Annotated in this window: 18 protein-coding genes; 5 read left to right on the forward strand and 13 right to left on the reverse strand. The window is 33.9% G+C overall.

Annotated features, from left to right (window positions below; genetic code table 11):
- Positions 1-9: 9 nt before the first annotated feature.
- The 10 genes from ABJD27_RS13740 to ABJD27_RS13785 form a co-directional block, all read right to left on the reverse strand.
- On the reverse strand, positions 10-687 hold the full coding sequence (locus ABJD27_RS13740) for a succinate dehydrogenase cytochrome b subunit (RefSeq protein ID WP_348170189.1): 678 nt from the start codon (positions 685-687) through the stop codon (positions 10-12).
- A gap of 464 nt (positions 688-1151) precedes the next feature.
- A complete protein-coding gene (locus tag ABJD27_RS13745) occupies positions 1152-2249 on the reverse strand; it encodes a serine hydrolase (RefSeq protein WP_348170192.1) in 1098 nt (365 codons plus the stop codon).
- A 212-nt stretch (positions 2250-2461) separates the two neighbouring features.
- Positions 2462-3790 carry an amidohydrolase family protein gene (locus ABJD27_RS13750; RefSeq protein ID WP_348170195.1) on the reverse strand — a complete coding sequence of 443 codons (1329 nt, stop codon included), beginning with the start codon at positions 3788-3790 and terminating at the stop codon, positions 2462-2464.
- Positions 3791-3934: 144 nt separating this feature from the next.
- The gene (locus ABJD27_RS13755; protein ID WP_348170198.1) at positions 3935-5095 is read right to left on the reverse strand and encodes a helix-turn-helix domain-containing protein; all 1161 of its coding nucleotides are present in this window, start codon (positions 5093-5095) and stop codon (positions 3935-3937) included.
- A gap of 85 nt (positions 5096-5180) precedes the next feature.
- Positions 5181-6065 carry a cation diffusion facilitator family transporter gene (locus tag ABJD27_RS13760; protein WP_348170201.1) on the reverse strand — a complete coding sequence of 295 codons (885 nt, stop codon included), beginning with the start codon at positions 6063-6065 and terminating at the stop codon, positions 5181-5183.
- Between the two features lie 116 nt (positions 6066-6181).
- Positions 6182-6811, reverse strand: a complete 630-nt coding sequence (locus ABJD27_RS13765) for a hypothetical protein (protein WP_348170204.1) — start codon at positions 6809-6811, stop codon at positions 6182-6184.
- A gap of 84 nt (positions 6812-6895) precedes the next feature.
- Positions 6896-8584 carry a helix-turn-helix domain-containing protein gene (locus ABJD27_RS13770; protein WP_348170207.1) on the reverse strand — a complete coding sequence of 563 codons (1689 nt, stop codon included), beginning with the start codon at positions 8582-8584 and terminating at the stop codon, positions 6896-6898.
- Positions 8585-8706: 122 nt separating this feature from the next.
- Entirely contained in the window at positions 8707-9936 is a 1230-nt protein-coding gene (locus ABJD27_RS13775) for a hypothetical protein (RefSeq protein ID WP_348170210.1), read from the reverse strand.
- Positions 9937-9988: 52 nt separating this feature from the next.
- A complete protein-coding gene (locus ABJD27_RS13780; RefSeq protein WP_348202055.1) occupies positions 9989-12841 on the reverse strand; it encodes a glycosyl hydrolase in 2853 nt (950 codons plus the stop codon).
- Between the two features lie 85 nt (positions 12842-12926).
- Positions 12927-14390 carry a hypothetical protein gene (locus tag ABJD27_RS13785; RefSeq protein ID WP_348163459.1) on the reverse strand — a complete coding sequence of 488 codons (1464 nt, stop codon included), beginning with the start codon at positions 14388-14390 and terminating at the stop codon, positions 12927-12929.
- Positions 14391-14546: 156 nt separating this feature from the next.
- Here ABJD27_RS13785 and ABJD27_RS13790 point away from each other — a divergent pair, with 156 nt between their 5' ends.
- The 4 genes from ABJD27_RS13790 (at position 14547) to ABJD27_RS13805 (ending at position 17499) form a co-directional block, all read left to right on the forward strand.
- Positions 14547-15131, forward strand: a complete 585-nt coding sequence (locus ABJD27_RS13790; protein ID WP_348163462.1) for a Crp/Fnr family transcriptional regulator — start codon at positions 14547-14549, stop codon at positions 15129-15131.
- A gap of 73 nt (positions 15132-15204) precedes the next feature.
- The gene (locus ABJD27_RS13795; RefSeq protein ID WP_348163465.1) at positions 15205-16497 is read left to right on the forward strand and encodes an aminopeptidase P family protein; all 1293 of its coding nucleotides are present in this window, start codon (positions 15205-15207) and stop codon (positions 16495-16497) included.
- Between the two features lie 97 nt (positions 16498-16594).
- The gene (locus ABJD27_RS13800; protein ID WP_348163468.1) at positions 16595-16987 is read left to right on the forward strand and encodes a hypothetical protein; all 393 of its coding nucleotides are present in this window, start codon (positions 16595-16597) and stop codon (positions 16985-16987) included.
- 83 nt (positions 16988-17070) lie between these two features.
- The gene (locus ABJD27_RS13805) at positions 17071-17499 is read left to right on the forward strand and encodes a DUF1330 domain-containing protein (protein ID WP_348163470.1); all 429 of its coding nucleotides are present in this window, start codon (positions 17071-17073) and stop codon (positions 17497-17499) included.
- Between the two features lie 159 nt (positions 17500-17658).
- Here ABJD27_RS13805 and ABJD27_RS13810 read toward each other — a convergent pair whose 3' ends face one another.
- Positions 17659-19005 carry a cytochrome c peroxidase gene (locus ABJD27_RS13810; RefSeq protein ID WP_348163473.1) on the reverse strand — a complete coding sequence of 449 codons (1347 nt, stop codon included), beginning with the start codon at positions 19003-19005 and terminating at the stop codon, positions 17659-17661.
- A gap of 466 nt (positions 19006-19471) precedes the next feature.
- Entirely contained in the window at positions 19472-20794 is a 1323-nt protein-coding gene (locus ABJD27_RS13815; protein ID WP_348163476.1) for an aspartate kinase, read from the reverse strand.
- 103 nt (positions 20795-20897) lie between these two features.
- Here ABJD27_RS13815 and ABJD27_RS13820 point away from each other — a divergent pair, with 103 nt between their 5' ends.
- A complete protein-coding gene (locus tag ABJD27_RS13820; RefSeq protein WP_348163479.1) occupies positions 20898-21566 on the forward strand; it encodes a hypothetical protein in 669 nt (222 codons plus the stop codon).
- On the opposite strand, the gene brnQ is transcribed toward ABJD27_RS13820, so the two are convergent.
- Positions 21563-22837: a branched-chain amino acid transport system II carrier protein gene (gene brnQ, locus ABJD27_RS13825; protein WP_348163482.1), complete on the reverse strand. Its 1275-nt coding sequence runs from the start codon at positions 22835-22837 to the stop codon at positions 21563-21565. The genes ABJD27_RS13820 and brnQ overlap by 4 nt on opposite strands.
- Positions 22838-22866 lie beyond the last annotated feature (29 nt).

The following is a 22866-nucleotide window of genomic DNA, read 5'->3' on the forward strand; positions in this document are numbered from 1 at the left end:
GCTGTTGTTTTAATGTGGAAGTTGATTAAAATGGTGATAAATAGCTATAAAGATGAATCCTAACGGGATAATAATCGCCCACGCTCTAGTAAATCCTTTAAGTGCTTTAGAGTACTTATTGTTAAATCCAACAGATTGAAAAGATGATTGGAATCCGTGTAATAAATGCAACATTAATAATACAAATGATATTACATAGAGTCCTACTCTCCAAGGTTGCTCAAATTTATGTATTGTCTCTGCATAATAACGAGTGGAATCACCAGGCTCTAAAGCATGATTCTCTGCATATTTATGAATTAATTCAGGAATAAAGAAGTCATAAAAATGTAGTCCTAAAAAGGCTAGTATCACCAATCCTGTGTAGATCATATTACGTGACATCCAAGTAGCGTTTGCGCTCCCTTTATAACTCACATATTTTACAGGTCTAGATTTTCTGTTTTGAAGTTCTAACTTAATTCCCATAATAAAATGGAAAAACACACCAAAAACTAAGATGGGTTGCAATCCAAATTGCACTATTGGATTTGTTCCCATAAAGTGAGATACTGTATTGTGCGTTTCTTCCGAAAAGACTGACAGTAAATTAATAACAAAATGTTGTGTAAGAAAGACAACGAGAAAGAGGCCTGAAAGTGCCATTGCCACTTTTCTACCTATGGATGATTTTAATAATCCGCTCATTAAAAGTTGATTTAAAAGAATTCACACAAATGTAAGGCGCAAACGTTATTTTAACAACTTTAGACGGCAAGTATTCATTCTATTTAGAATGATTATAAGAAACATTGTTCCTTAATTTGACATCTTTTCAAAAAGAGTACATCACAAAAAGAATTATGTCCATTTTTTAAACGATAATAAAGGTATTAAGTACGCTTTCGCGAAAGCGCACCGAATATCTTTATAATACCACATCCTATTTTCAATCGAAAATAAACGTATCAATATTAATTTTTCTGCTTTTAGTATTGGGCTCTTTTATAGATTCTAAAATCTTATCTAGCACTGACTTCATAAATATTTTGATTAATTTCTGATTGATCTTTTGAGACCCTATGGCTCTTATCTGTTTTAAAGGGACATTCTTGATCGAGAAGGATCTGAATATCTCTAATTCTAATAGGGTGTCCCCTTATTGTGCGTAGTTAATGAGTTTTCTTTTTGATAATCATACGATGTGCTTCTATCAAACCATCTAAGCCAGAATCTCTATTTCTATTCATCAACCAAAGTCCTGTTGACAGGAAAGAGTTTCCAGTAAAATTTTGTTCTACTAATGTTACTTTTTTACTTGGATCAATGATCATAAATCGCGCACCATATCCATCTGTCCATATAGTTCCTGTATCTGAAGCGATCCACCATTGATATCCAAATCCATCATAACGCCCATAGTTAATATGGTTCTCCTTAAGGTTACTATACGACGTTGTACTCTCTCTAATCCATTTTTTAGGCAAGATTTGTTTCCCGTTCCAACGACCATCGTTTGCTACCATAGCTCCTATTCTCGCTAGATCTCGTGTACTTAGATACATATAATATTGCTTATGCATCGATTTCTTCTTTGGCCAAAACCACGGGTCACCTAGTATCACATTATCTTCCGAAAAATCTTGCATCCCTAGTGGTTTTGCTAAATGCTCTTCCATAAACGTCCCAATAGAAGAGCCCGTTTCTTGAATAAAAATGGTGCCCAATGCATTTGCATCAAAATTATTCATATGAAAGTAGCTTCCTGGTTGATGACTACCTCTTTTTGGGCGATCTGTTATCTGAGCATCATGTTCTCCTTGAGACGGTAAATAAATACCCGATTTTGCCATCAGTAAATCCTGTATAGTGGCACTCTTTTCTTCTTTAGTTAATGGTGTATATTCATCGATCTCTAGTTCAACTAAGGTTTTATTTATATCAATGAGTCCTTTATTAACTGCAATCCCATATAATACACCCATAAGGGATTTACGTATAGAAGCTGTATTCATTATTTTATCGGTTGGACCATATTCATAGATGATTTTTTCATTCTCAAGAATGAGTATAGCTCTTGTTCGCTCAGGTTCTATTTTTGGCGTTAGTAATGTATTAATTTCTTCTGAAAGAGGTTTACCATAGGCAAGTTCAGTCTGGAAAGCGGGTGAAGGATTACCTACCCTTGGTAGTAGTAAAAAAATGAGAATTACGAGTAGCAAACTCAAGATACTCCCCACGAGTATTTTTATTATTTTTTTAAGTTTCATTTTGATTAATTTTTGATTGATGCTACAAACAACGTCTATTCTTACACGCTATACTTCTCAAAACACATTTTGAGAGTAAAAACTTGTCTACCTAAGCGGTTATCTATATATTTTAAGAACAGCCATTAGTCACTCGTAATAGTTCTAGTTATGAGAAGTACGCTTTCGCGAAAGCGTACCCAGAAAATGTAACTTTTTGAAAAAGAATCACGCTACCAAGTTATCATATCCTTCAAAGCCTTCTGATTATACCAACTACCTCCTTGCATCACTCCTTCTGGATTTCTTAAAATAGTCATATCCTTTAACGGGTTGGACTCAAGTAATAAAATATTTGCTCTGTATCCTTCTTTAATCTGACCAAATTTTGCTTGTGTATCCATATGAGTTGCTACATATACTCCTGCATTATATGTTCCCATTTTTAGAGTTTCATAAGGTGTCATTCCTATAGAGAGCATAAGATCTATCTCGTTGTGTAAAGAAATTCCAGGAGGTACTGCAGGCATAGGTGCATCTGTCCCTAATAATAATTGAACTCCAGAACGATGCATACTTGTTACTAGTGGCTTATGAAATGCATTTGCTCTTTGAAAAAAATCTCTAGAACCTAGATCACGACTACCATACCAATCTTGTCTGTAAATTTTTTGAATATATGGATGCAATTCTTTGGTTTCTGGAAGTTCCATCACAGCATCTATAACACTTGGGTCTGCCCAAGATTTTGATAAGGTATTAAAAGCGGTCATGGTAGGTATAAGCCACATTCCCATATCTCCAGCTTGTTTGGCATAAGGAGCAATCTCTTCTGCATCGAGTTCTGGAAATTGTGTATAGATCATTTCTTCGGCATGTGCAAGCGATAACTGTCTTACATCTATGGCATCTTGAAATGTTAGATTACGTGGTATATGTCCCATAACATGCATTCCTTCTTGTCTTGAAAAGTCCATAAGATGTTGATAGACTTCTAAAGTCATGTCCCCATGAATCTTCATCATGTCATACCCAGCCTTTTTTTGTTTCAAAACTTCTTTTTCTGTTCCCTTTTTGGTAATCTTATCAAGCGATTTACTGTTAGCACCTATAAATGGTCCTGAGGTATAAATATCTGGTGCCAATAACTTTCCAGTCTTAGCCTTTTCCTTAAGTGCTAAAGTCTTTTTATCACCTTTTAAGTTTAGAACTGTGGTCACTCCATTAGAAACAAAATAAGTGATCCATTCTTTTACCTTAGATCTATGAAGATGGACATGTGTATCTACTAATCCAGGTGTTATATATTTTTTATAGTCTCCGTCAATTGTCAGTGCATTTTCAGGGATCTGGATTGTAGATGAATCTCCTATTTCTGTTATGACCCCATCTTTTATAATAACCGTTTGGTCCTTCAAAGGAACAGAGTCATTCATGGTGAGTACATGTACGTGTACAAATGCGGTAACTTCATGAGGTATTAATGGTTTTTTTCCTTGGGCACAGGAATTACATGTGATGCAAAAAATAAAAAATAAGCATGCTTTAAAGAGGTAATTCATAATCGTCTTTGTTTGTTTTTGATTTTTGATTTGATGATGGTATCACAAAAATGAATTCAATCATTTTTTTGTAATACACTACAAACAAAGGGTTTTTATAGTACTGATACTTCTCAAAACGTGTTTTGAGAGCAAAAAAACAGGTTATTTGGACTGCTGTCTATATTCTTTTGGAGATAGACCTGTATTTTTTTTAAAAATTCGATAGAACGTAGCTTCTGAGTTAAAACCACAATCCAACGCAATACCTAGAATAGACATATACGCCATGTCTTTGCTATGGAGTTTTTTCTTTACTTCTTCTACGCGATATTCATTAATAAGATCTCTGAATTTTTTATGAAAATTAGCATTGATTACCTGAGACACTTCTTGTTGTGACAGAGAAAGCTTTCGCGAAAGCTCTTGAATATTTAATGTAGGATTTAAGAAGACTTTATCTTCCTTTAATGCATATCTAATAGCTTGTTCTATTTCTATACTTTTTTGAGTAGGTAAGATCGTTTTTATTGCTTGTTCTTTTTCTTGAAACGACGCCTCAGAAATATCATCTTGAACGCCTACTTCGTAATTAGGTTGTTTATACCCTATAACTCCTAAATAATACACAGAAAAAGAAGCAAAAAGCGAAAAAGTAGACCAATGAAGATCTGTACTATTTCTAAGTCCAAAAAAGAAATCTGCACCATAATTAAAGAACAAGAAAGCACCAATAACAGCAGAGAGCCACATCAAGCTTCTAAGCCATTTAAAATCTGGAAACGTACTGTCTGATGTGACATTATTGAGCCACTCTTTATATGTTTTTAACCTTTTAATAAACAGAAAAAGATAAATAACTACTGTGGTAAGCGTTATATAAGTTTCGAAATCTTTTGCAAGATTAAAATAGAAACTATTTGCAATACGGTCTTTCTCATCAAAATTTGAAGTTCCAATTAATGAAAAGTATACGATACAGAAATATATTTGTAATACGATAAATGGTATAAAATGTATGATCTGCTTTCGCGAAAAGCGAAACTTACCATCTATAAGAGAAATAAAATAAAAATAAAGAAGCGGTGCGATTACCACATCTGCTCCATTAGGAAAATACCTAAAAAAAGGAGTGTCCCAAAGATGTAATGTATGTAAAAGTGGTTTTGTATTTACCCAAGAAAAAGCAAGTATACCTAGTGCTAAAAAAGGACTACTCCGTTTATTGTTTTTTGAACGAAATAACAATATACTCATCACTACGCCTTGCGTAATTCCAATCAACATAAGAAGATCAAAAAGTGAAAACTGAGGTTGCCCTGTCATGTATATTTATGTAAGTATATAATAGATGCCCTAATAGACAAACAACACCTTTTTTTGTTACAATAATGTTCTTTTATTTCTAGAATTAATCTATAACGTCACAATTCTCATGTACAGATTCAAATTCTAGTGTCGCATGTTCTACATGCAACTCCTCTAGATCTTCACGAATTTTCTTTTTAAGAGGTTCAAGCTCTAAGAGTTTTTCTTTATTCTTCACCACTAGATGAGCCGTCATAATATTATATTCTCCATCCATAGACCAAATATGAATATCATGAACGTCTTCTATTTCTGGATATGCTAACAATCTACGTTCTACTTCTTTTACATTTGTATCATCAGGCACTCCTTGCATCACAATCTGGATAGTTTGCTTTAGATTTTTATACACATTTACTAAGATAAAAAGTGCAATTCCTAAAGATAAAATAGGGTCTATAATAGGGATATCAAAAAAGTGCATCACAATAGATCCTATTAATACGGCTATCCATCCCAAAACATCTTCTAGCAGGTGTAAAGAAACGACACGTTCATTTACACTACTTCCTTTTTTTAAACGCAATACTGCAGCTCCATTAAAGACAACACCAAGTACTGCTAGAATCATCATACCTTGCGTTTCTGGTTGCTGTGGGTTTACAAGTCTTGGAATTGCTTCTATAAAAATAAAGATACTCCCAACAACTAAAACAACAGAGTTTATAATCGCTCCTAGTAAAGAGAAGCGACCATACCCATAACTAAAAGAAGGGCTTCTTTTTTTCTTAGAGTAATTTTGAAAATACCACGCAAGTCCTAACGATAGACTATCTCCTAAATCATGTACCGCATCTGACATGATAGCAACACTATTAGTCATAATACCTCCAATAATTTCTATAATCGTAAAGACAAGATTTAGAAAAAAAGCTGTCTTTATATTTTTGGTGTCATGAGAATGACTATGAGAGTGGTTGTGGGACATCCTTAAAAATACAAAATTGAATATAGAAACACTTTCTTCACAATGTATTAAATAACAAAAAAAGCCTCTATTGCTTGAGCAATAGAGGCTTTTTTTTGTCATAGCTTATATCTAGCTTAATCTTTAATATTAAACATTTGGGCTATTTCTTCATAACTCATATTCTGATAATCTTGAGCACTCATCGTACGTCCTCCCTCTGCTTCTTGTCCTCCTGGAATTAACACATAACGATACTCATCATTTAAAAATGGTGATCCAATAACACTTCCATCTGTTGAGTTTACTCTAACCGCTATAAAATCATCATTGGTTGTTAATAATCTCCAATTATAATTTTCATGAAGGCTACCAAAAAAAGTAACGGGGATAGGATAAATCAATGTTGCTCTACGTGCATACACTAATATAACACCCGAATCTTGAATGGTTTCATTTAACTGTGGTACATCTAATTCAAATTGATCAAAATCATCTGTGATAGGATCATCAAAACCAGAAGGAATCCAATCTGAATAAATCACATTTGCGGTTCCTGGATCACCTTGTTCGCCTTGCTCTCCTTGTTCTCCATCTTGGCCATCTGTTCCGTTTTGACCATTTTCTCCTGCGGGTCCTTGAATACCTTGTTCTCCTTGTGGACCTTGAGGCCCAATATTTCCATCTTCTGGAGAGCAACTTATTACTAAACTAACCCCTAATATTCCTGCTAATAATAATCTACTTAATTGCATTACATTTTTCATGATAAAAAAATTTATAGTTAATAATGCAGCAAACTTAGAGTGAGCCTCTTTTGCCCTTGTCCGTAATTATACAGTCTGAAAGATTTAGGACTCAAATGGGGCTTTTGCCCTATAAATAGAAGGAGTAACACCCGTGTGTTTTTTAAAAGCAGCATAAAATGTGCTCTTAGAATTAAATCCAGATTCTAAACCTATAGAAAGAATGGCATATCCAGAATAGTTAGGATGTGTAAGTAGTTTTTGAGATTCTTTTACTCGATATTCATTTACAAAATCAGAAAAATTAACACCGCTTATCTTATTAATAAGTTGGGATAAGTATGTAACACTTATATCTAATCTGGTTGCAATACTCCTTAAACTTATATCTGGATTCTTATAGATTTTTTCGTTTTCAAGCAAGAAGCACAGCTCTTTATAATACCCATTATCATTTGTAATTGTGACCGTTCCTTTTTTTACAAGTTGTTTGATTTTTGTAGCAGTAAGTTTTGCTATAAGTTGAAAAGTAAATATATGTTGTTTTGTAAAAAATTCTTTTTCAGAATGTTCAGAATCTAAAACCCCCAAAACTTCTCCTTCATAAAGAATAGGAACAGCTAGTTCTGATTGTCGTTGTATATCATCTAGTACATATCTAGAATCCTGACTTACATCTTGTATACATTCCCATTGGTGCGACTTTGCAACAGCTCCTGCAATACCTTCTCCCATAGGAATTTCTATTGGACTTAATATCTTACGCGTTCCTTTGTCTTTATTTCCATAGGTCGCTTTTTGTACTAGCACATCACGTTCTTTATCTACCATATAAATCACACAATCTTCTAGATTAAGCTTCCCTATTGCATTTTTTACGATATCCCAAAGTACATCATCTTCATTACGCTTATCAAAAAGAGAGGTTGCAAAATAGCTTAATACCCGCGTGACATCATAGGTATCTCCTATCATGTTTTGCAACTCATTAGATTCAAAAATTTTATTTAATCCTTCTATTTGAAAATCTGTAACCATCTTTTCAAAAGCTAGTTGCCTCTTTTCTGCTTCTTTCATTTTTGTTTTCAAATGACGATCTCCTATATATAGAAAAACAAAGTAAAAACCCAAAAACAGAAACCAAAGCGGATAATATGCTATCATTCCTTTCTCAAACTTAGTTACTTTGAGATATACAATCACTAGAATCCAAATACTGCATAATATCACTAGTAATGTATACATCAACCGAAGCCAGTTTGTTTTTTCTAACACTGTTTTATAAGAGGCTCCTAATAATGTTCGTTCATAATTTTTTATCATTCTATAATTCCAAACACCATTTACGAAGGCAAAAAGCACCGCTAGATTCTCATCCCATTCGGCACCAATAGTAATAGATACTCCTTTTGAAAAAAACGAATACCCTAACAAGGCATTTACTTTTAAAATCGTGTACAGAATAAAGAACAGAATAAAAGGTGTAATTAGAAGTCTTTTATACTTTTTGAATTCCCACATCCTATCCAGATAGGAACATATAAATAAAGAAAAAAAGACAGGAGCGATAAATTGCCACGGAATGAAGAAAAAATATACTATAGGAAAAACATCTATCACACGAGCATCTACCAGTATGACTTGAATAATTGTCATTCCAGAAGCTATAAGGAGCCAATTAAGAGACTTCCCAGTAATTGTTTTTCTGGAAACACTTAGCAAGCGCCATACAGCGCAAAGAACAAGCACTGAAGACAATATACATATCGTTATATTTCCAATATTCCAATCCAATGTGTAATCATTTATATACTATCAATGTACGAATAAACCATAGGATTGGATTACATATATAATCTACGCTTTAATAGTGCTACCTCACTATCAAGCATATATGCATTAGGAAAGTACTATGTCTAAAAGTTAAATCTAGGATTTACGATGCTGTTGTAGATAGATCCAAAAGAATAACTCAATCCAACACTTACAAAATAGTTAAACCCAGATTGTAATTGTTGTTGCTGTAGCAATAATTCTTCTAGAGACACATCACCTGCTGGTAAATTAATCTGATTACGTGTGATCTCATAATTACCATTTACATTAAATGAGAATCCTTTAAATAATCGTACACTAGCCCCTAGTGAGAATTCTAAAGAGTTAAGTGTCGTATCATCTAAAAATTGATCAAAAGATGCTTGCGCAAACAGGTTCCCCCATTTCTGATTGATACTTCCTCCTAGACTTATATTATGTTCCCACAATTGTTCTTTTACCTCTCCAAATACAGTACGTTCTATATAATTATTGTTTACGACACCAACTCTATATGAAAGTGCTAATTGCTTTTTTGCAGATTCTTCATATTTAAAGAAATTATATTCTATAGCTGGTTTAAACGTCCAAAAGAAATCTCGATTACTAAAGGTTGAAGATCCTAAGGAAGCAAATGCTCCTGCAGACCAATGATCTGAAATACTAATAACATCATTGATATTTAAGAATTTCCCGTTATTAATGGCTATAATATCTTCATCATCAAAACTAAATGTTGATTTATTCTCACTAAAACTGACCCTAAAGTTAAATTTGTTCTTGTCGGTAACCCTTCTTGCAGATACGTTTAAACGATAGTTGCTAAACTTACTTGACTCTTGTCCATTAAAAAAGCCATTGGCTCCTACACGAAACACCCAATAATCCCAAGGGTCTTTTACATCTTCTGCATCTTCATTTTCATTAGAAACTACGGTTACAGAAACATTGTCTACCGTTCCTTTTTTGATCCAATACCGTACCAATCCTAATTTAAGATACTTGAGGATATGATTTCTCACAGCATCATTTGTCATATCTGTATTGGTTGAAAATGTAACTAGATCATCTACCCCTTTAAAATCGTTCTTCCCAATAAACTCAACGTCATATTTTTGTCCTCCATTACCGTTGCGTTGTGTTCTAAAAAACAAATGCACATCTGCAAAATTCTGGTCTCTTACAAACTCTACATTATCAAGATTTTGTTTAATATAGGTTTGATCACAAAAGTCGCAATCTAAAAAAACTTTTAAATTATTGGTATTGGTTTGAGCATAAAGGGTGCTCAGAAAGAGCACCCCTATGAATGTGACGATTGATTTGATCATATGTGATTGATGATTGATGAATAACTGGTTCTTAAACGACCAATAGTATGCTTTATTTCACCTCTAGCTTTGTTGTTGCAGCAACGGCATTTCCGCCGCCACCATCAAGCTCAAGAATATAGGTTCCTTTAGGCAAGTAATATTTTCCATTACTCCCTTTTCTTATATTAAGTTCTGTATTTGCTTTTTCTAATGCTTTTTTCCCTTTTTCGGTAATTGAAAGATCGTAGTCTATTACATTAATTCCAGCTTGTGGATTAAGTGGCATACGTTGTAGTTCTTTTCCATCTGCATCTTTAACAACTAGCGAAAACTTTCCTGCATAGGTTGCAAAATAAGATACATCTACCGAGGGCTCAAAAGCATCTCTCCACATACTAAAGCTATTTCCCCAACGAGGTGAACTGCGTATAGAAGCTACGTCAAAAAGTTGTGTTTTTTTACTAGCATCCATCTCTTGAACAGTTGTAAGATCTGCTTTGTAAATGCTTCGTCCGTGAGTTCCTAATAGTAGGTGATTTTCTCTTTTCTGAATTTTTATATCATGTACGGCTACGGCTGGCAATCCTTTCGCGAAAGCGTGATAACTATCTCCACCATTTACACTCACATAAGCTCCATTATCTGTTCCTACATATATGATGTTATCCTTTTTAGGATCTTCCACAATCACATTTACGGGAGACATTGGGATATTTCCTGAAATATTTTTCCAGGTCTGTCCATAATTATCAGACACATACACATAGGTTGTAAAATCATCCCATCGATATCCGTTTAAGGTAACATACACACGTTCTTTTTTATGCTCAGAAGCAACTACTCTAGAAACCCATAAATCTTTCGGAAAACTAGTACTTATATCTGTCCAATTACCGCCAGAATTCTTTGTCACATGGACTTTTCCGTCATCACTTCCCGTATAGATTAATCCAAACTGAAATGGGGATTCACTAATTGTAGCGAGTGTGCCGTATGCTACATTTCCATCTTTTCCTCCATGGGTAAGATCGTTACTAATCGCCGTCCAGTCATCTCCTTGATTCATAGAACGCATTAATTTATTACCTCCTAAATACAAGATATCTTGATTATGTGGACTTAATAAAATAGGCGTTTGCCAATTAAAACGATACGGCTTCTCTCCTAGCTCATGCTTGATATTAAAACGTTTAAATTCTTCTGTCTCACGATTGATTCTAAAATAATTTCCAAACTGAAATCCTGTATACACTAGGTTTGCATCACGGTTATCTACCTGTACTTGCATACCGTCACCTCCCATGATACTTTCCCAAGGATATTGCCCACTTTGTTGCCAGCTTTTATTTTCTGGTGCATTATACGCTCCTACCCAAACACCATTATCTTGCAATCCTCCATACACATTATAAGGCTCTTCATTATCTATCTGAATCGAATAAAATTGTCCTACCGCAGGATCATTTGCCTTAATCCAATTATCACCATCATCATAGGTAATATTTAAACCTCCATCATTTCCGTTAATAAGATGTTTTTCATTTTTAGGATTAATCCATAATGCTTGATGATCAGAATGCACATTTTCTCCTCCAATATTCTTAAACGTTTTTCCACCATCTTTTGAAGCCACTATAGGCACCCCATAAATATAAATATCTTGATCGTCTTGTGGATTTACATTGATTTCTCCAAAATAATATCCATAACTATAATAAATATCATCTAGATATCCATCGTGTGTTTTTTTCCATGTTTTTCCAGCATCGTCAGAGCGATATACTTCGGCTCCTGTAACGGGAGTATCAAAAAGTTGTGTATTTGCTGTTTCTAGATATTTTGCAAGGTCAATTGGCTTTACAGAACCATTACGTACCATTGCTTTTACATTTTCTGCTCGATATTTTTCTTGAAAATTATTACGCTTTAAAAAGGTATTAAGCTTTGTATTTTCAAGAGCTAGAAAATCGGATGTACTCATCGTTTTAAAATTGTCTTTTGTAAGACCATTCCCAGAACTATTGCCTCCTTTTTTATCTGCCTTTCGGCGAAACTGACTATCATGCACAGCATATACTGTATTTGCATCATATACTGCAAGACCAATACGTCCTACTCCATCTCCAGAAGGAAACCCTCCTAGTTTTTGCCAGGTATCTCCTCCATCTGTACTTTTATAAACTCCAGAACCAGAACCGCTTCCTTCAAAATGCCATGCTTTACGATCTTTATCCCAAGCCGAAGCATACATTAAATTAAAGTTTGCAGGATCGTGATCTATATCTATAATCCCACTTTGATTATTTATAAAAAGTGTTTTTGACCACGTTTTTCCACCATCTTTTGTTTTATAAACTCCACGTTCATCATTGGTAGAATATAAATGACCTACAGCTCCTACAACTACCTCATCGGGGTTTGCAGGGTTGATCAAAATACGTCCTATATGATGTGAGTCTGGCAATCCTACATGTTGCCAAGTAGCTCCTTTATTTGTCGATTTTAAAATACCGATTCCAGCATAACTAGATCTTGAAGAGTTATTTTCTCCTGTTCCTACCCAGATGGTTCCGCTTTTCCAATCTACAGCAATATCACCTACATTTTGGGTATCACTTGTATCAAGTAAAGGCGTAAAAGTTGTTCCGTTGTTATTTGTATACCATAATCCACCACTAGCATAACCTACATAAAACTCTGAAGGCATATCTGGATTTACGGCAAGATCGACCACACGACCACTCATAACGGATGGTCCTATATTCTCAAAAGGAAGGTTTTTAACGAGGGAGCTTTGTGCTGCTGTACGTTTTTGAGTAAGTGCTTGTTGTACTTGAGATGCTGATGTTGCAGGCTGTTGTGGGTACGCTTTCGCGAAAGCGAACACAGAAACACCTACACATAGGAGAGTGCGTATTTTCATTTTGGTTTTGTTTTAGCGCCTTGAAAGTACTGAAATACCCGATTTTATGAAAATTTTTGGTTTTTGTTTAACAAGATTTAAGAATTTACTCATCATCAAAATATTCATTTCCTTCTGTATGTACCCAACCTTTACGACCGTTTGGTAGGGTGAAGCGGTAATACTCTCCAAAACTTTGATCTAAAGAAGTGTATTTAAAAGCGCCTTTAGCATAATCCGGAATCCTCACTAAACCCTCTTTATGAATGGTAATATAAAAGTTATGGTAGTTTGTTCTACAACCATACGGTAAGTACTTAATCTTAAAATTATCTATATCTTTTTCAAAAAGAAGGAAATTAGGATTGAAATCATGATAAAACATATCATATTTTCCAGAAGGTTTTTCAGCAAAAATATATTGATACATAGAACCTATATTTTCTGATTTTCCAGAGGCAAACACTAATTTTTGATATTGTTCCCAATTTTGAATTTGAATAGGTTGTTCTATCAATTCATTTGGGATCCCACTTTTCTTAGTAACAAGATAAAATCCATCTTCTTTCTTTATAAATTTCCAATCATAATTTGCAGTAGGGTTCTCTTTCTTATAACTCTCATAACTAGGTGTCCAATTCTCATAGTCAATAGCTTCTGGACGTATTAGCTCTCCTTTATCATTTTTATAGAAGAGTTCCTGTTCTTTGGTTAGGTATTGGAGGTTGTCATTACAATACGAAATGATCTTAAATTCTAGCGGCATTAACTCTTTCCCGTAATAATCTAGAAGTCCATAGGTGTCTCCATTTCTCACAATAATGTTGCGTTCTAATTGTATCTCATCATATACATAATCAACAACTATCTTATCTAAAAATAGATCATATACACCATATTTGTTTTCTTTCTTTCGAATCTCAAAACCATACCCAAACTCAAATAGGATGTTTTTTTTTCCATCCGAATCAGTTAAATAGGGATTAATTAAAACCCGAACAGTCTCCCATAAAGAATAAGGATAGCGTTCTACATATGAGTCCATAATATCCCCAACATAATAGAATACTGTCAACCCTAAACCTTCTCCAAAAATCATAAGGAACTTACCTTCATAATCATCTAGAAATGAATAACGAAAAGTATCTTCTTCATATCTAAAAAAATCACCTTCTTTTTTTGAATAAATATGGACCCATTTATTTTTTAAAAAATGAAAATAACGTTCTTTCCCAACTACATATTTGTAACGAATCTCCTTATGCTCAATATCTCTAGAAAATGGTTTTAATTGAGAATAATATATAAGGTCTCCTTCTTCGACATCCCATTCATCTTTAAATGCTTTTAAATCTTTATAGGAATAAAAATCATCGTGAAGTTTAAAATCTTCATAATATCGTTCATTAGTGCGTAAAGAATCATGGTCTTGATATATTTCTATAAAAACATCATCTTCAATAAAAATATAATCTGGTTCTCTAAGTTCAGTTTGCCCACAAAGGATGGTAGGGACTAGAAGAAAACAACAAATTAGTATGATTAATAAACTAAAAGATTTGAATTGCATATTCCAAATCTAAGAATTATAACTGCGCTACATTATGAAATTGAGTAAATCAAGCATTTAATTGAGTTAAGTACGCTTTCGCGAAAGCGTATATACAAATAATACTAAAACACATGTTGTATTTTTGATAAAACTCAAAAACGAAAGAAGTTAAGCATGATTCCTACTAATGACAATTTTAAAACCTATGTATTAGATGTCATTAATGATGAAAAATTAACACATCTCGTTCCTGAAATTCTCCAAGCTTTTAAGCAAACGCAACTTTCAAAAAACGATTTCTTTGTTACCGAAGGAACCGTCTCTACTTACTTTTGTTATATAAAAAAAGGCATTTTACAGCACTCTCTTGATATTTTAGGAGAAGAAAAAACCACGTATCTCGCCTTAAAAAATTCCTGTACTGCAGCTCTTAATAGTTTTAAAAACAAAGTGCCTTCTAGAAAAAACATCAAAGCAGTTACAGATTGTACCTTACTCGTCATCACCATTCAAGATTTTGAACGTCTTATGCAAGAAAATCAAGCTTTTCATACCTTTTATTACAATCTTATAGAAAATCAGATTTATAAGATTGATGATCACCGCATTGATTTATTGACATTATCCCCTGAAGAACGGTATCAAAAGTTATTACAAAACGAACCTACATTACTTCAAAAAGTGCCATTACATTATTTATCTTCTTTTTTAGGCATTTCGCTCAGACACATGAGCAGAATTAGGAAAAATATAAAATAATGCCATTTGGCGTATTTATTAAAAATTGCAATCCTTATTTTTGGGTATCTATAATTCTTGAAACAATACAGTTATGAAATACCACCCAATAGACCGCAATCTTTTTATCAAAAATCGCAAGAACTTCATGGCACAAATGAAGCCTAATAGTCTCGCTGTTTTTAATAGCAATGATTTATATCCTGTAAGTGCAGATACGATGTTACCGTTTGAGCAACAAAGAGATATTTTCTATTTAAGTGGCGTTGATCAAGAAGAGTCTATTCTTGTATTATTTCCTGATTGCCCTAAAGAAAAGTACCGTGAGATTTTATTCTTAAAAGAGACTAATGAGCATATAGCTGTTTGGGAAGGAGAAAAACTAACCAAAGAAAAAGCACTTGAAACTGCTGGAGTAAAAACGGTGTTTTGGCTTCAGGATTTAGAAAAAATATTTGCTGAGTTAATGGCGTATGCAGATACCGTATATGTAAATACAAACGAACATTATCGTGCTGCTGTAGAAACAGAGACACGTGAAGATCGTTTTACAAAATGGTGGAAAGCAAAATATCCTGCACATAGTGTTGCAAAGAGTAATCCTATCTTACAACGTTTACGCTCTGTAAAAGATCAAACAGAGATTGACCTAATTCAAACGGCATGTGATATTACCAATAAAGGATTCCGTCGTGTATTAGGATTTGTAAAACCAGGTGTTTGGGAATTTGAAATCGAAGCAGAATACATGCACGAGTTTTTACGTAATCGTTCTAAGAAATTTGCATATACGCCTATTGTAGCTTCTGGTAATAATGCAAATGTATTACATTATATAGAGAACAATCAGCAGTGTAAGGATGGAGATTTAATCCTTATGGATGTAGGAGCAGAGTATGCAAATTACTCAAGTGATATGTCACGTACCATTCCTGTAAATGGTCGTTTTACCGATCGCCAAAAAGCAGTGTATAATGCAGTTTTACGTGTAAAGGGTGATGCTACCAAGATGCTTGTTCCTGGAACATATTGGGAAGAGTATCATGTAGAGGTAGGAAAACTTATGACTTCTGAGTTATTAGGTTTAGGACTTCTTGACAAAGCCGATATTCAAAATGAAGATCCAAACTGGCCTGCTTATAAAAAATACTTTATGCACGGTACAAGTCACCATATGGGACTGGACACACATGACTATGGACTATTACACGAGCCTATGCAAGCTAACAATGTGTTTACTGTAGAGCCTGGGATTTATATTCCTGCAGAAGGTTTTGGGGTTAGGCTAGAGGATGATGTGGTGATTCAAGAAAAAGGAGTACCATTTAACCTGATGCGTGACATTCCAATTACAGTAGAAGAGATTGAGGATATTATGAATTCTTAATACATTCCCATAAGAAATAATCTATTGTTGGGAATAATTTGACGCAACCAAATTGATATTCTTGAGTCTTAGTTATAGCACATTATAATTAATACTTATGAATTTTAATAAAGCAATTGGGATTACACTACTTATTATAACATTCTTTTTTAGCTGTTCAAATGATGATGATTCATCAGGTAATGAATCCATAATTTATCAGGAAGGAAACATTACAATAACTTTAAAAAAGATAGATGATGGTAGATGTCCTTCAAATATTAATTGTGTTTGGGGGGGTAATGCTGAAGTGAAAATGACTATAGCAAATGAAGATGAGTCTATGGATTTTACACTGAATACTGCAGGATACATTAACGAAGGGCTTAATTTTCCAACAAGTGCGTCAATTTTTGATTTACACATAGAATTAATAGCATTACAACCTTATCCAGAAGAAACTGTACCACTTCCTCTTGAGGATTATACGGTAAGTATTCAAGTAAACTAGTAATCAAGATCCAATAACGAACATCTTGTATGGTACGCTTTCGCGAAAGCGTACTGTTATAAATCAAATATCAATAAAACTACATGTCAAGAACATCTTTTCTAGAGGTGACTCCTGAAGCTGGTAGAAATTACTTTTCTAATCCTCCCAAAGGAACGATCGTTATGCTTAATCTTTTAAAATTTAAAGATATAGCAGATTATTCTCATTCCCCATCTATAGCTCCAAAAGAGGCTATTTCTGGTAAAGAAGCATATCAATTATATATGGATTATACACTTCCGTTTTTAAAAGAAGCGGGAAGCGAAGTGCTATTTGCTGGAAAAAGTAATTCTTTTTTAATAGGTCCTTCTCAAGAAGATTGGGATCTTGTTTTACTAGTAAAACATAAAGATGCTTCTACATTTCTTGCATTTGCGCAAAACGAAAAATACCTTGCTATTACTGGACATCGTACTGCTGCCCTTGAAGATTCTAGATTACTTCCTATAGAAACAGCAACGGCATTATAATAAAAACCCGTGGCGCATCTAGAAAAAACATCTTCAATTCTCTCTCCCTAACAGAGACAATCAATAGTGTTTCATTTAATTACTTTCTTCTGGTAAGTTAGTTAATATTGCAAAAAAAGGAAACTAATGAATTATCTATATACGCCACGGGTTCTTTATTTAGTCACATCCAATATCGACCCTAGCTTGATCATCATTTGCTGGGAAGCAAAATCCACTATTAGAAGCTTCAGGAACATATCTTGTTAAGTCAGAATCTCTTAATGCTTCGGTAAGAAAAACAGTTAAATCACTTATCTGAGCCTCTGTTAATTCTAACCCTCCAAATTGATCGGCTAGTTGGCCTGACGGTACGACAGCATTTTGTGACACACCTTCATTTTTATAGGCAACCACATCTCTAATAGATGTAAATGTACCTCCATGACCAAAGATTCCTCCGTCTATTAGATTGTATAACGTAGGTGTTTTAAATTTATAATCATCATCTGTATTTCCTGTAAAATTCCCTCTTCCTTTTGCTACAGCAGTAATATCTACATCTGGCTTAATTACCGCATCTGGAGCTCCATCAAAATCTCCAAATCCAAAGGAATGAAATCCTTTATCTTTAAGAGCAGGACCTGTATGACATTGCACACATTTTCCTTGGTCAAGAAAGACAATAGCACCTCGTTTTTGTTGTCTCGATAAAGCACTTAAATCTCCTTTTAGGTATTCTTGCCAAGGTGCTCTATTTGCTAATAATGTTCTATTAAATGCTGCTATAGCAAGACCTCCCGTTTTTCTAGAATATCGTTCTTCTTCTGGGACATCTGGAAATGCAGCATCAAACAGTTCTCTATAGCTAAAAGTATCTACAAATCCTTCATCTATTAAAAGTCTATGCGCATCTTGTCCTTGCATGGCTTGTACCTCTATACCTTGAAATCCTTCAAAGTTTTCAGGTATCTCAGTCCATCCTGCTTCTGTTCCTTCATTGGTTCCTGTACCGCCAAAACGACCATCCCATAAAGCTACATCTTGATATGCCAAGTTTAAAAGCGTTGGTACACGTACTGGTTGTACATCTAGAGAATCTATAGGCATCTCAGGATCAACAAAACGACCTTCTCCTTTTAGTCCAAACCCTATTCCTCCTTCTCCAATCCCTTGTCGTCTTCCCGCATTAAATGCTGCAGCCACCGGATGACAGGTAGCGCAGGCATATTGAAATTCTCTCCCTTCTGTCTTAGGGTCACCTCCTGTTGCAGTTTCATGTAATAATAATTGACCTAAGGCTACCTTTGCAGAAGTAATAGGATTTAAAGGATCTTGAGGGATTGCTGTAAAATCATCACTATCTGGAAGTATGAAAAAAGAAGAACCTTCTCCTCCTGAAGCATCAATAATTAATTCAGCTAATGTATCATCTACAAGTGTTTGATCTATACTCTGATAATCATCATCATTCTGACACGAAACAAACATTGTCAATATTGCCAATAAAAAAATAATCGCTCTCATAATCCCCTTGGTTAAAGTTAATAGTGTTCTATAGTCATAATATTAGACTACAAAATTGGTCTGTAGTTCAAACTTAAACCATATTTTTTAAAAAAAATAATTAAATCCATGTGATTTTTGTAAGAAAATACATATTAAAATAACTGATTATTAGGATATAAAGGAATATCGACAACATTTAGGAAATGTAAAATACTTCTCTTTTTCATACTACACATATACACATAACAGCGCTCATTCACATTAAGAATAGAAGCAGTTTATTTCTATAAATCGTAATTTAAGAGGGTGCAATTAAAAGTCAATTTTACACTAAAATGATTATAATACTAGAAGTAAAAACGTGATATATTTACACATAAATCTATTGACATACAGAAGTTTAAAAAGTAAAGAGGCTACTTAAATTAAGTAGCCTCCCCAACAGGTAATAAATAAACTAAACTAACTTCCTTTTTCATTAATTTTACACAGTGATAGACTCAAAAAGATATCTATGTAACCGTTGTAGGGTTTCTATTTTATGATCCGAGTGAATCAATAGAGAAATATTATTATGACTACCTCCATAAGAAATCATGCGTACATCGACATCTTGAAGGATTTGAAAAAGCTTATGTGTTTGATTATGGTATATGATTGAATTACCTACTAAGCAAATAATAGATTGTTCATTATCAACTTCTACAAAAGAAAATCGCTCGAGTTCTTCTACAATAGCTTCTAAGTGTGTTGCATTATCTATTGTTAATGACACAGCTATTTCTGAAGTTGTAATCATATCTATAGACGTCTCATATCTTTCAAAAATTTCAAATATCTTTTTCAAAAAACCATGAGCAAGAAGCATTCTTCCTGATTTTATTTTGATAGCGGTAATTCCGTCTTTTGCTGCAATTGCTTTAATACCTTCTCCGTGTACATCATGTGTAATTAATGTACCATAAGAATTAGGTTCCATCGTATTTTTTAATCGTACCGGGATATCTAATTCACGTACAGGAGTCACTGTTTGCGGATGAAGGATTTTTGCACCAAAATAAGCCAGCTCTGCTGCCTCATCAAATGATAAATTTGATATTGGTGTTGTATTAGTGACAAACCTAGGATCATTATTATGAAAACCATCTATATCTGTCCATATTTGTACTTCCTCTGCACGTATTGCTGCTCCTATAATAGTCGCAGTATAATCACTTCCGCCACGTTGTAAATTAGACACTTGTCCATCTACATCTAGACAGATAAAACCTTGTGTTACATATACATCTGCCACAGGTAATTCATCTATGATTCTATGTATATTCTGGCGGATGTAAAAATTATCTGGCTCATTATTTCTATCTATCCTCATAAAATCTAGGGCTGGTAAAAGTTGCACTCTTACTCCTTCTTGACGTATGTAGGCACTAAAAATATATGTAGAGAGTAACTCTCCATAAGAGACAATTGTATTATATAATAATTGATCATACTTCTTATCTGTAGATCTTCTTAAATAATAAAAGATGTCTTGCACATATTCTTGTACATTAAGTAGGATCTCTTCATTAGAAAACAATGCTTGGGTTGTTTCTTTATAGGAAATCTCTAATCCATCTATAATTGCCGAAGCTTTACTCTTTTGCTCATTCTTAATATGTTCAGAAATAGTAACCAACGCATTTGTTGTACCTGACATTGCAGATAAAACAACTACTTTTTTCTCTTGATCATTAATAATATCCTTTACCTGGATTATATTTTCTATAGACCCAACAGAAGTACCGCCAAACTTTAATACACGCATTTCCATTTCTTTTACAGCACTAAAGTATTCTTAACTGATGTCTAATCATTATAAATGATAAAATTATTCTATTTTTACACAAAATGTTATATAATTAACAATTATGAAAACAATTGCCTCTTGTGTTGAAGAAATTATTATCACACAACCTTTTATTGAAGAAGCGTTATCAAGGAACATTATTAATTATTCTGCACTTGCAGAGCATATACAACCTCTTATAGAAAAGAGGCTACATAAGACTGTAAAAACGGGAGCAATTATGATGGCACTGCGTCGTTACAGCCCTCCTCTTCATGCGAGTAACACACAAAAGATGCAACGTATTCTTAAAAACTTAGGAGATATTACTGTTCGATCTAATCTTACTGATTTTACATTCCAAAATTCTCCTACCTTAATACAGAGTCACGCAAAGATTTTAGAAAACATTACAACAGATAGAAGTATTTTTTATGCATTTACAAGAGGTATTTTAGAGAGTAATATCATCATATCTTCATCTGAAAGAGATAAAATAACGCAAAGCTTCACCAAAGAAACACAATTAGGAATAGAGGAAAACCTATCTGCTATTAGTATTAATCTACCTCATGACAACTCCAAGGTCCCTGGGTTATATTACCAGTTATTTAAACGACTTGCATGGGATGGAATTCCTTTACATGAAGTTGTTTCTACCACAAATGAGTTTACTATTCTTGTGAAGGATTTTTTAGTAGATCGCGCTTTTTCTGTTATTAAAAGTCTTAAAAGTGAAGTGAGTTTTTAAGATTCGTTTTTATTTTTAAAAGACATTGCATTCACAATAACAAAAGTGATCAGTGCCGGCAATAACCAACCTAATGTAATCGTCCCTAATGGTAAGAATTCTTGTATTGGTTTTACAACCTCTGCAAGACCTACTGTCGATAAAAAGTCAGGTAAACTAAAGAGTATTGTCACAGCCACTACCGCCTTAAAAACAATAGGAGAAGCATATCGTTCTGGTAATACATTGAGTAAAATAAGCGCAATTGTAATAGGGTAAATAAACATTAATGCAGGAATCGCGACCTCAACAATATAATGTACATCAAACTGCCCCATGACAACTCCAAGAATACAACTAATAACTGCTGTAACGATGTAAGCAGTTTTAGATTCATTAAATAGTCCTTTAAAGAAATCGGCGGTTCCTGTTACAATACCTACAGCCGTCGTAAAACAAGCCAAAGCAACCAACACTCCTAACGCTGCTCTCCCCATATCTCCTAATGTATTATAACTGAGCTGACTTAATAAATCGGTACGATTATCTACCACAAGCGTCCCACTATTTGCTGCACCAAGCGCTATAAGTCCAACATACATCACCACAAATCCAATTCCAGCAAACAATCCTGCTTTTGCTATTACACTTTTACTTTCTTCTTTTGAAGCTCCTTTAAGTCCTAGGGAAACGACAAGAACACCACCTACTAAAACTCCGCCTATAGCATCAAAAGTTTGATATCCTTCCAGAATCCCACTCGTAATATTACTCACATAAGTAGAAGCACGTAAGGGCTCATAATCTCCAAAAAGACCTATACATATAATGGACCCTAAAATGATTAAAATTCCTGGTGTTAAGAACTTTCCTATGATATCCATAATCTTAGAACGATTAAGTACAAATACTAATACGAGTATAAAATAAATAGAACTCAATCCCCAAGACGAAAACTCAAAATATGGTTGTATAGCCATTTCGTATGTCACAGAAGCCGTACGAGGACTAGGCAATGCAATAGATATCGCATATACTATAAGACAATATATAAGAGCAAAAGCTGGCGATACTTTTTTTCCAAAATCCATCATCGTTCCTTGCAGTCTTGCATGTCCATAAATTGCAAGAATAGGAATCACTACCGCCGAGATTATAAAACCAAGAGCTACCATAAACCAACCATCTCCTGCATTATACCCCAAAAAAGCAGGGAAAATAAGATTGCCCGCTCCAAAAAACAGAGAAAATAATGCAAATGCAGTGATAAAAGTTTGTTTGGTAAATTTCATAGCTTACTTGATATTTGCGTTTCAAGATA

It is taken from the genome of Dokdonia sp., from assembly GCF_039945015.1.
Classification (GTDB): domain Bacteria; phylum Bacteroidota; class Bacteroidia; order Flavobacteriales; family Flavobacteriaceae; genus Dokdonia.

What these genes read in the sequence shown, in the direction of transcription:
- ABJD27_RS13740 (WP_348170189.1), bottom strand. Translation starts at nt 687, where the DNA reads ATGAGCGGATTATTAAAATCATCCATAGGTAGAAAAGTGGCAATGGCA.
- ABJD27_RS13745 (WP_348170192.1), bottom strand. Translation starts at nt 2,249, where the DNA reads ATGAAACTTAAAAAAATAATAAAAATACTCGTGGGGAGTATCTTGAGT.
- ABJD27_RS13750 (WP_348170195.1), bottom strand. Translation starts at nt 3,790, where the DNA reads ATGAATTACCTCTTTAAAGCATGCTTATTTTTTATTTTTTGCATCACA.
- ABJD27_RS13755 (WP_348170198.1), bottom strand. Translation starts at nt 5,095, where the DNA reads ATGACAGGGCAACCTCAGTTTTCACTTTTTGATCTTCTTATGTTGATT.
- ABJD27_RS13760 (WP_348170201.1), bottom strand. Translation starts at nt 6,065, where the DNA reads ATGTCCCACAACCACTCTCATAGTCATTCTCATGACACCAAAAATATA.
- ABJD27_RS13765 (WP_348170204.1), bottom strand. Translation starts at nt 6,811, where the DNA reads ATGAAAAATGTAATGCAATTAAGTAGATTATTATTAGCAGGAATATTA.
- ABJD27_RS13775 (WP_348170210.1), bottom strand. Translation starts at nt 9,936, where the DNA reads ATGATCAAATCAATCGTCACATTCATAGGGGTGCTCTTTCTGAGCACC.
- ABJD27_RS13780 (WP_348202055.1), bottom strand. Translation starts at nt 12,841, where the DNA reads ATGAAAATACGCACTCTCCTATGTGTAGGTGTTTCTGTGTTCGCTTTC.
- ABJD27_RS13785 (WP_348163459.1), bottom strand. Translation starts at nt 14,390, where the DNA reads ATGCAATTCAAATCTTTTAGTTTATTAATCATACTAATTTGTTGTTTT.
- ABJD27_RS13790 (WP_348163462.1), top strand. Translation starts at nt 14,547, where the DNA reads ATGATTCCTACTAATGACAATTTTAAAACCTATGTATTAGATGTCATT.
- ABJD27_RS13795 (WP_348163465.1), top strand. Translation starts at nt 15,205, where the DNA reads ATGAAATACCACCCAATAGACCGCAATCTTTTTATCAAAAATCGCAAG.
- ABJD27_RS13800 (WP_348163468.1), top strand. Translation starts at nt 16,595, where the DNA reads ATGAATTTTAATAAAGCAATTGGGATTACACTACTTATTATAACATTC.
- ABJD27_RS13805 (WP_348163470.1), top strand. Translation starts at nt 17,071, where the DNA reads ATGTCAAGAACATCTTTTCTAGAGGTGACTCCTGAAGCTGGTAGAAAT.
- ABJD27_RS13810 (WP_348163473.1), bottom strand. Translation starts at nt 19,005, where the DNA reads ATGAGAGCGATTATTTTTTTATTGGCAATATTGACAATGTTTGTTTCG.
- ABJD27_RS13815 (WP_348163476.1), bottom strand. Translation starts at nt 20,794, where the DNA reads ATGCGTGTATTAAAGTTTGGCGGTACTTCTGTTGGGTCTATAGAAAAT.
- ABJD27_RS13820 (WP_348163479.1), top strand. Translation starts at nt 20,898, where the DNA reads ATGAAAACAATTGCCTCTTGTGTTGAAGAAATTATTATCACACAACCT.
- brnQ (WP_348163482.1), bottom strand. Translation starts at nt 22,837, where the DNA reads ATGAAATTTACCAAACAAACTTTTATCACTGCATTTGCATTATTTTCT.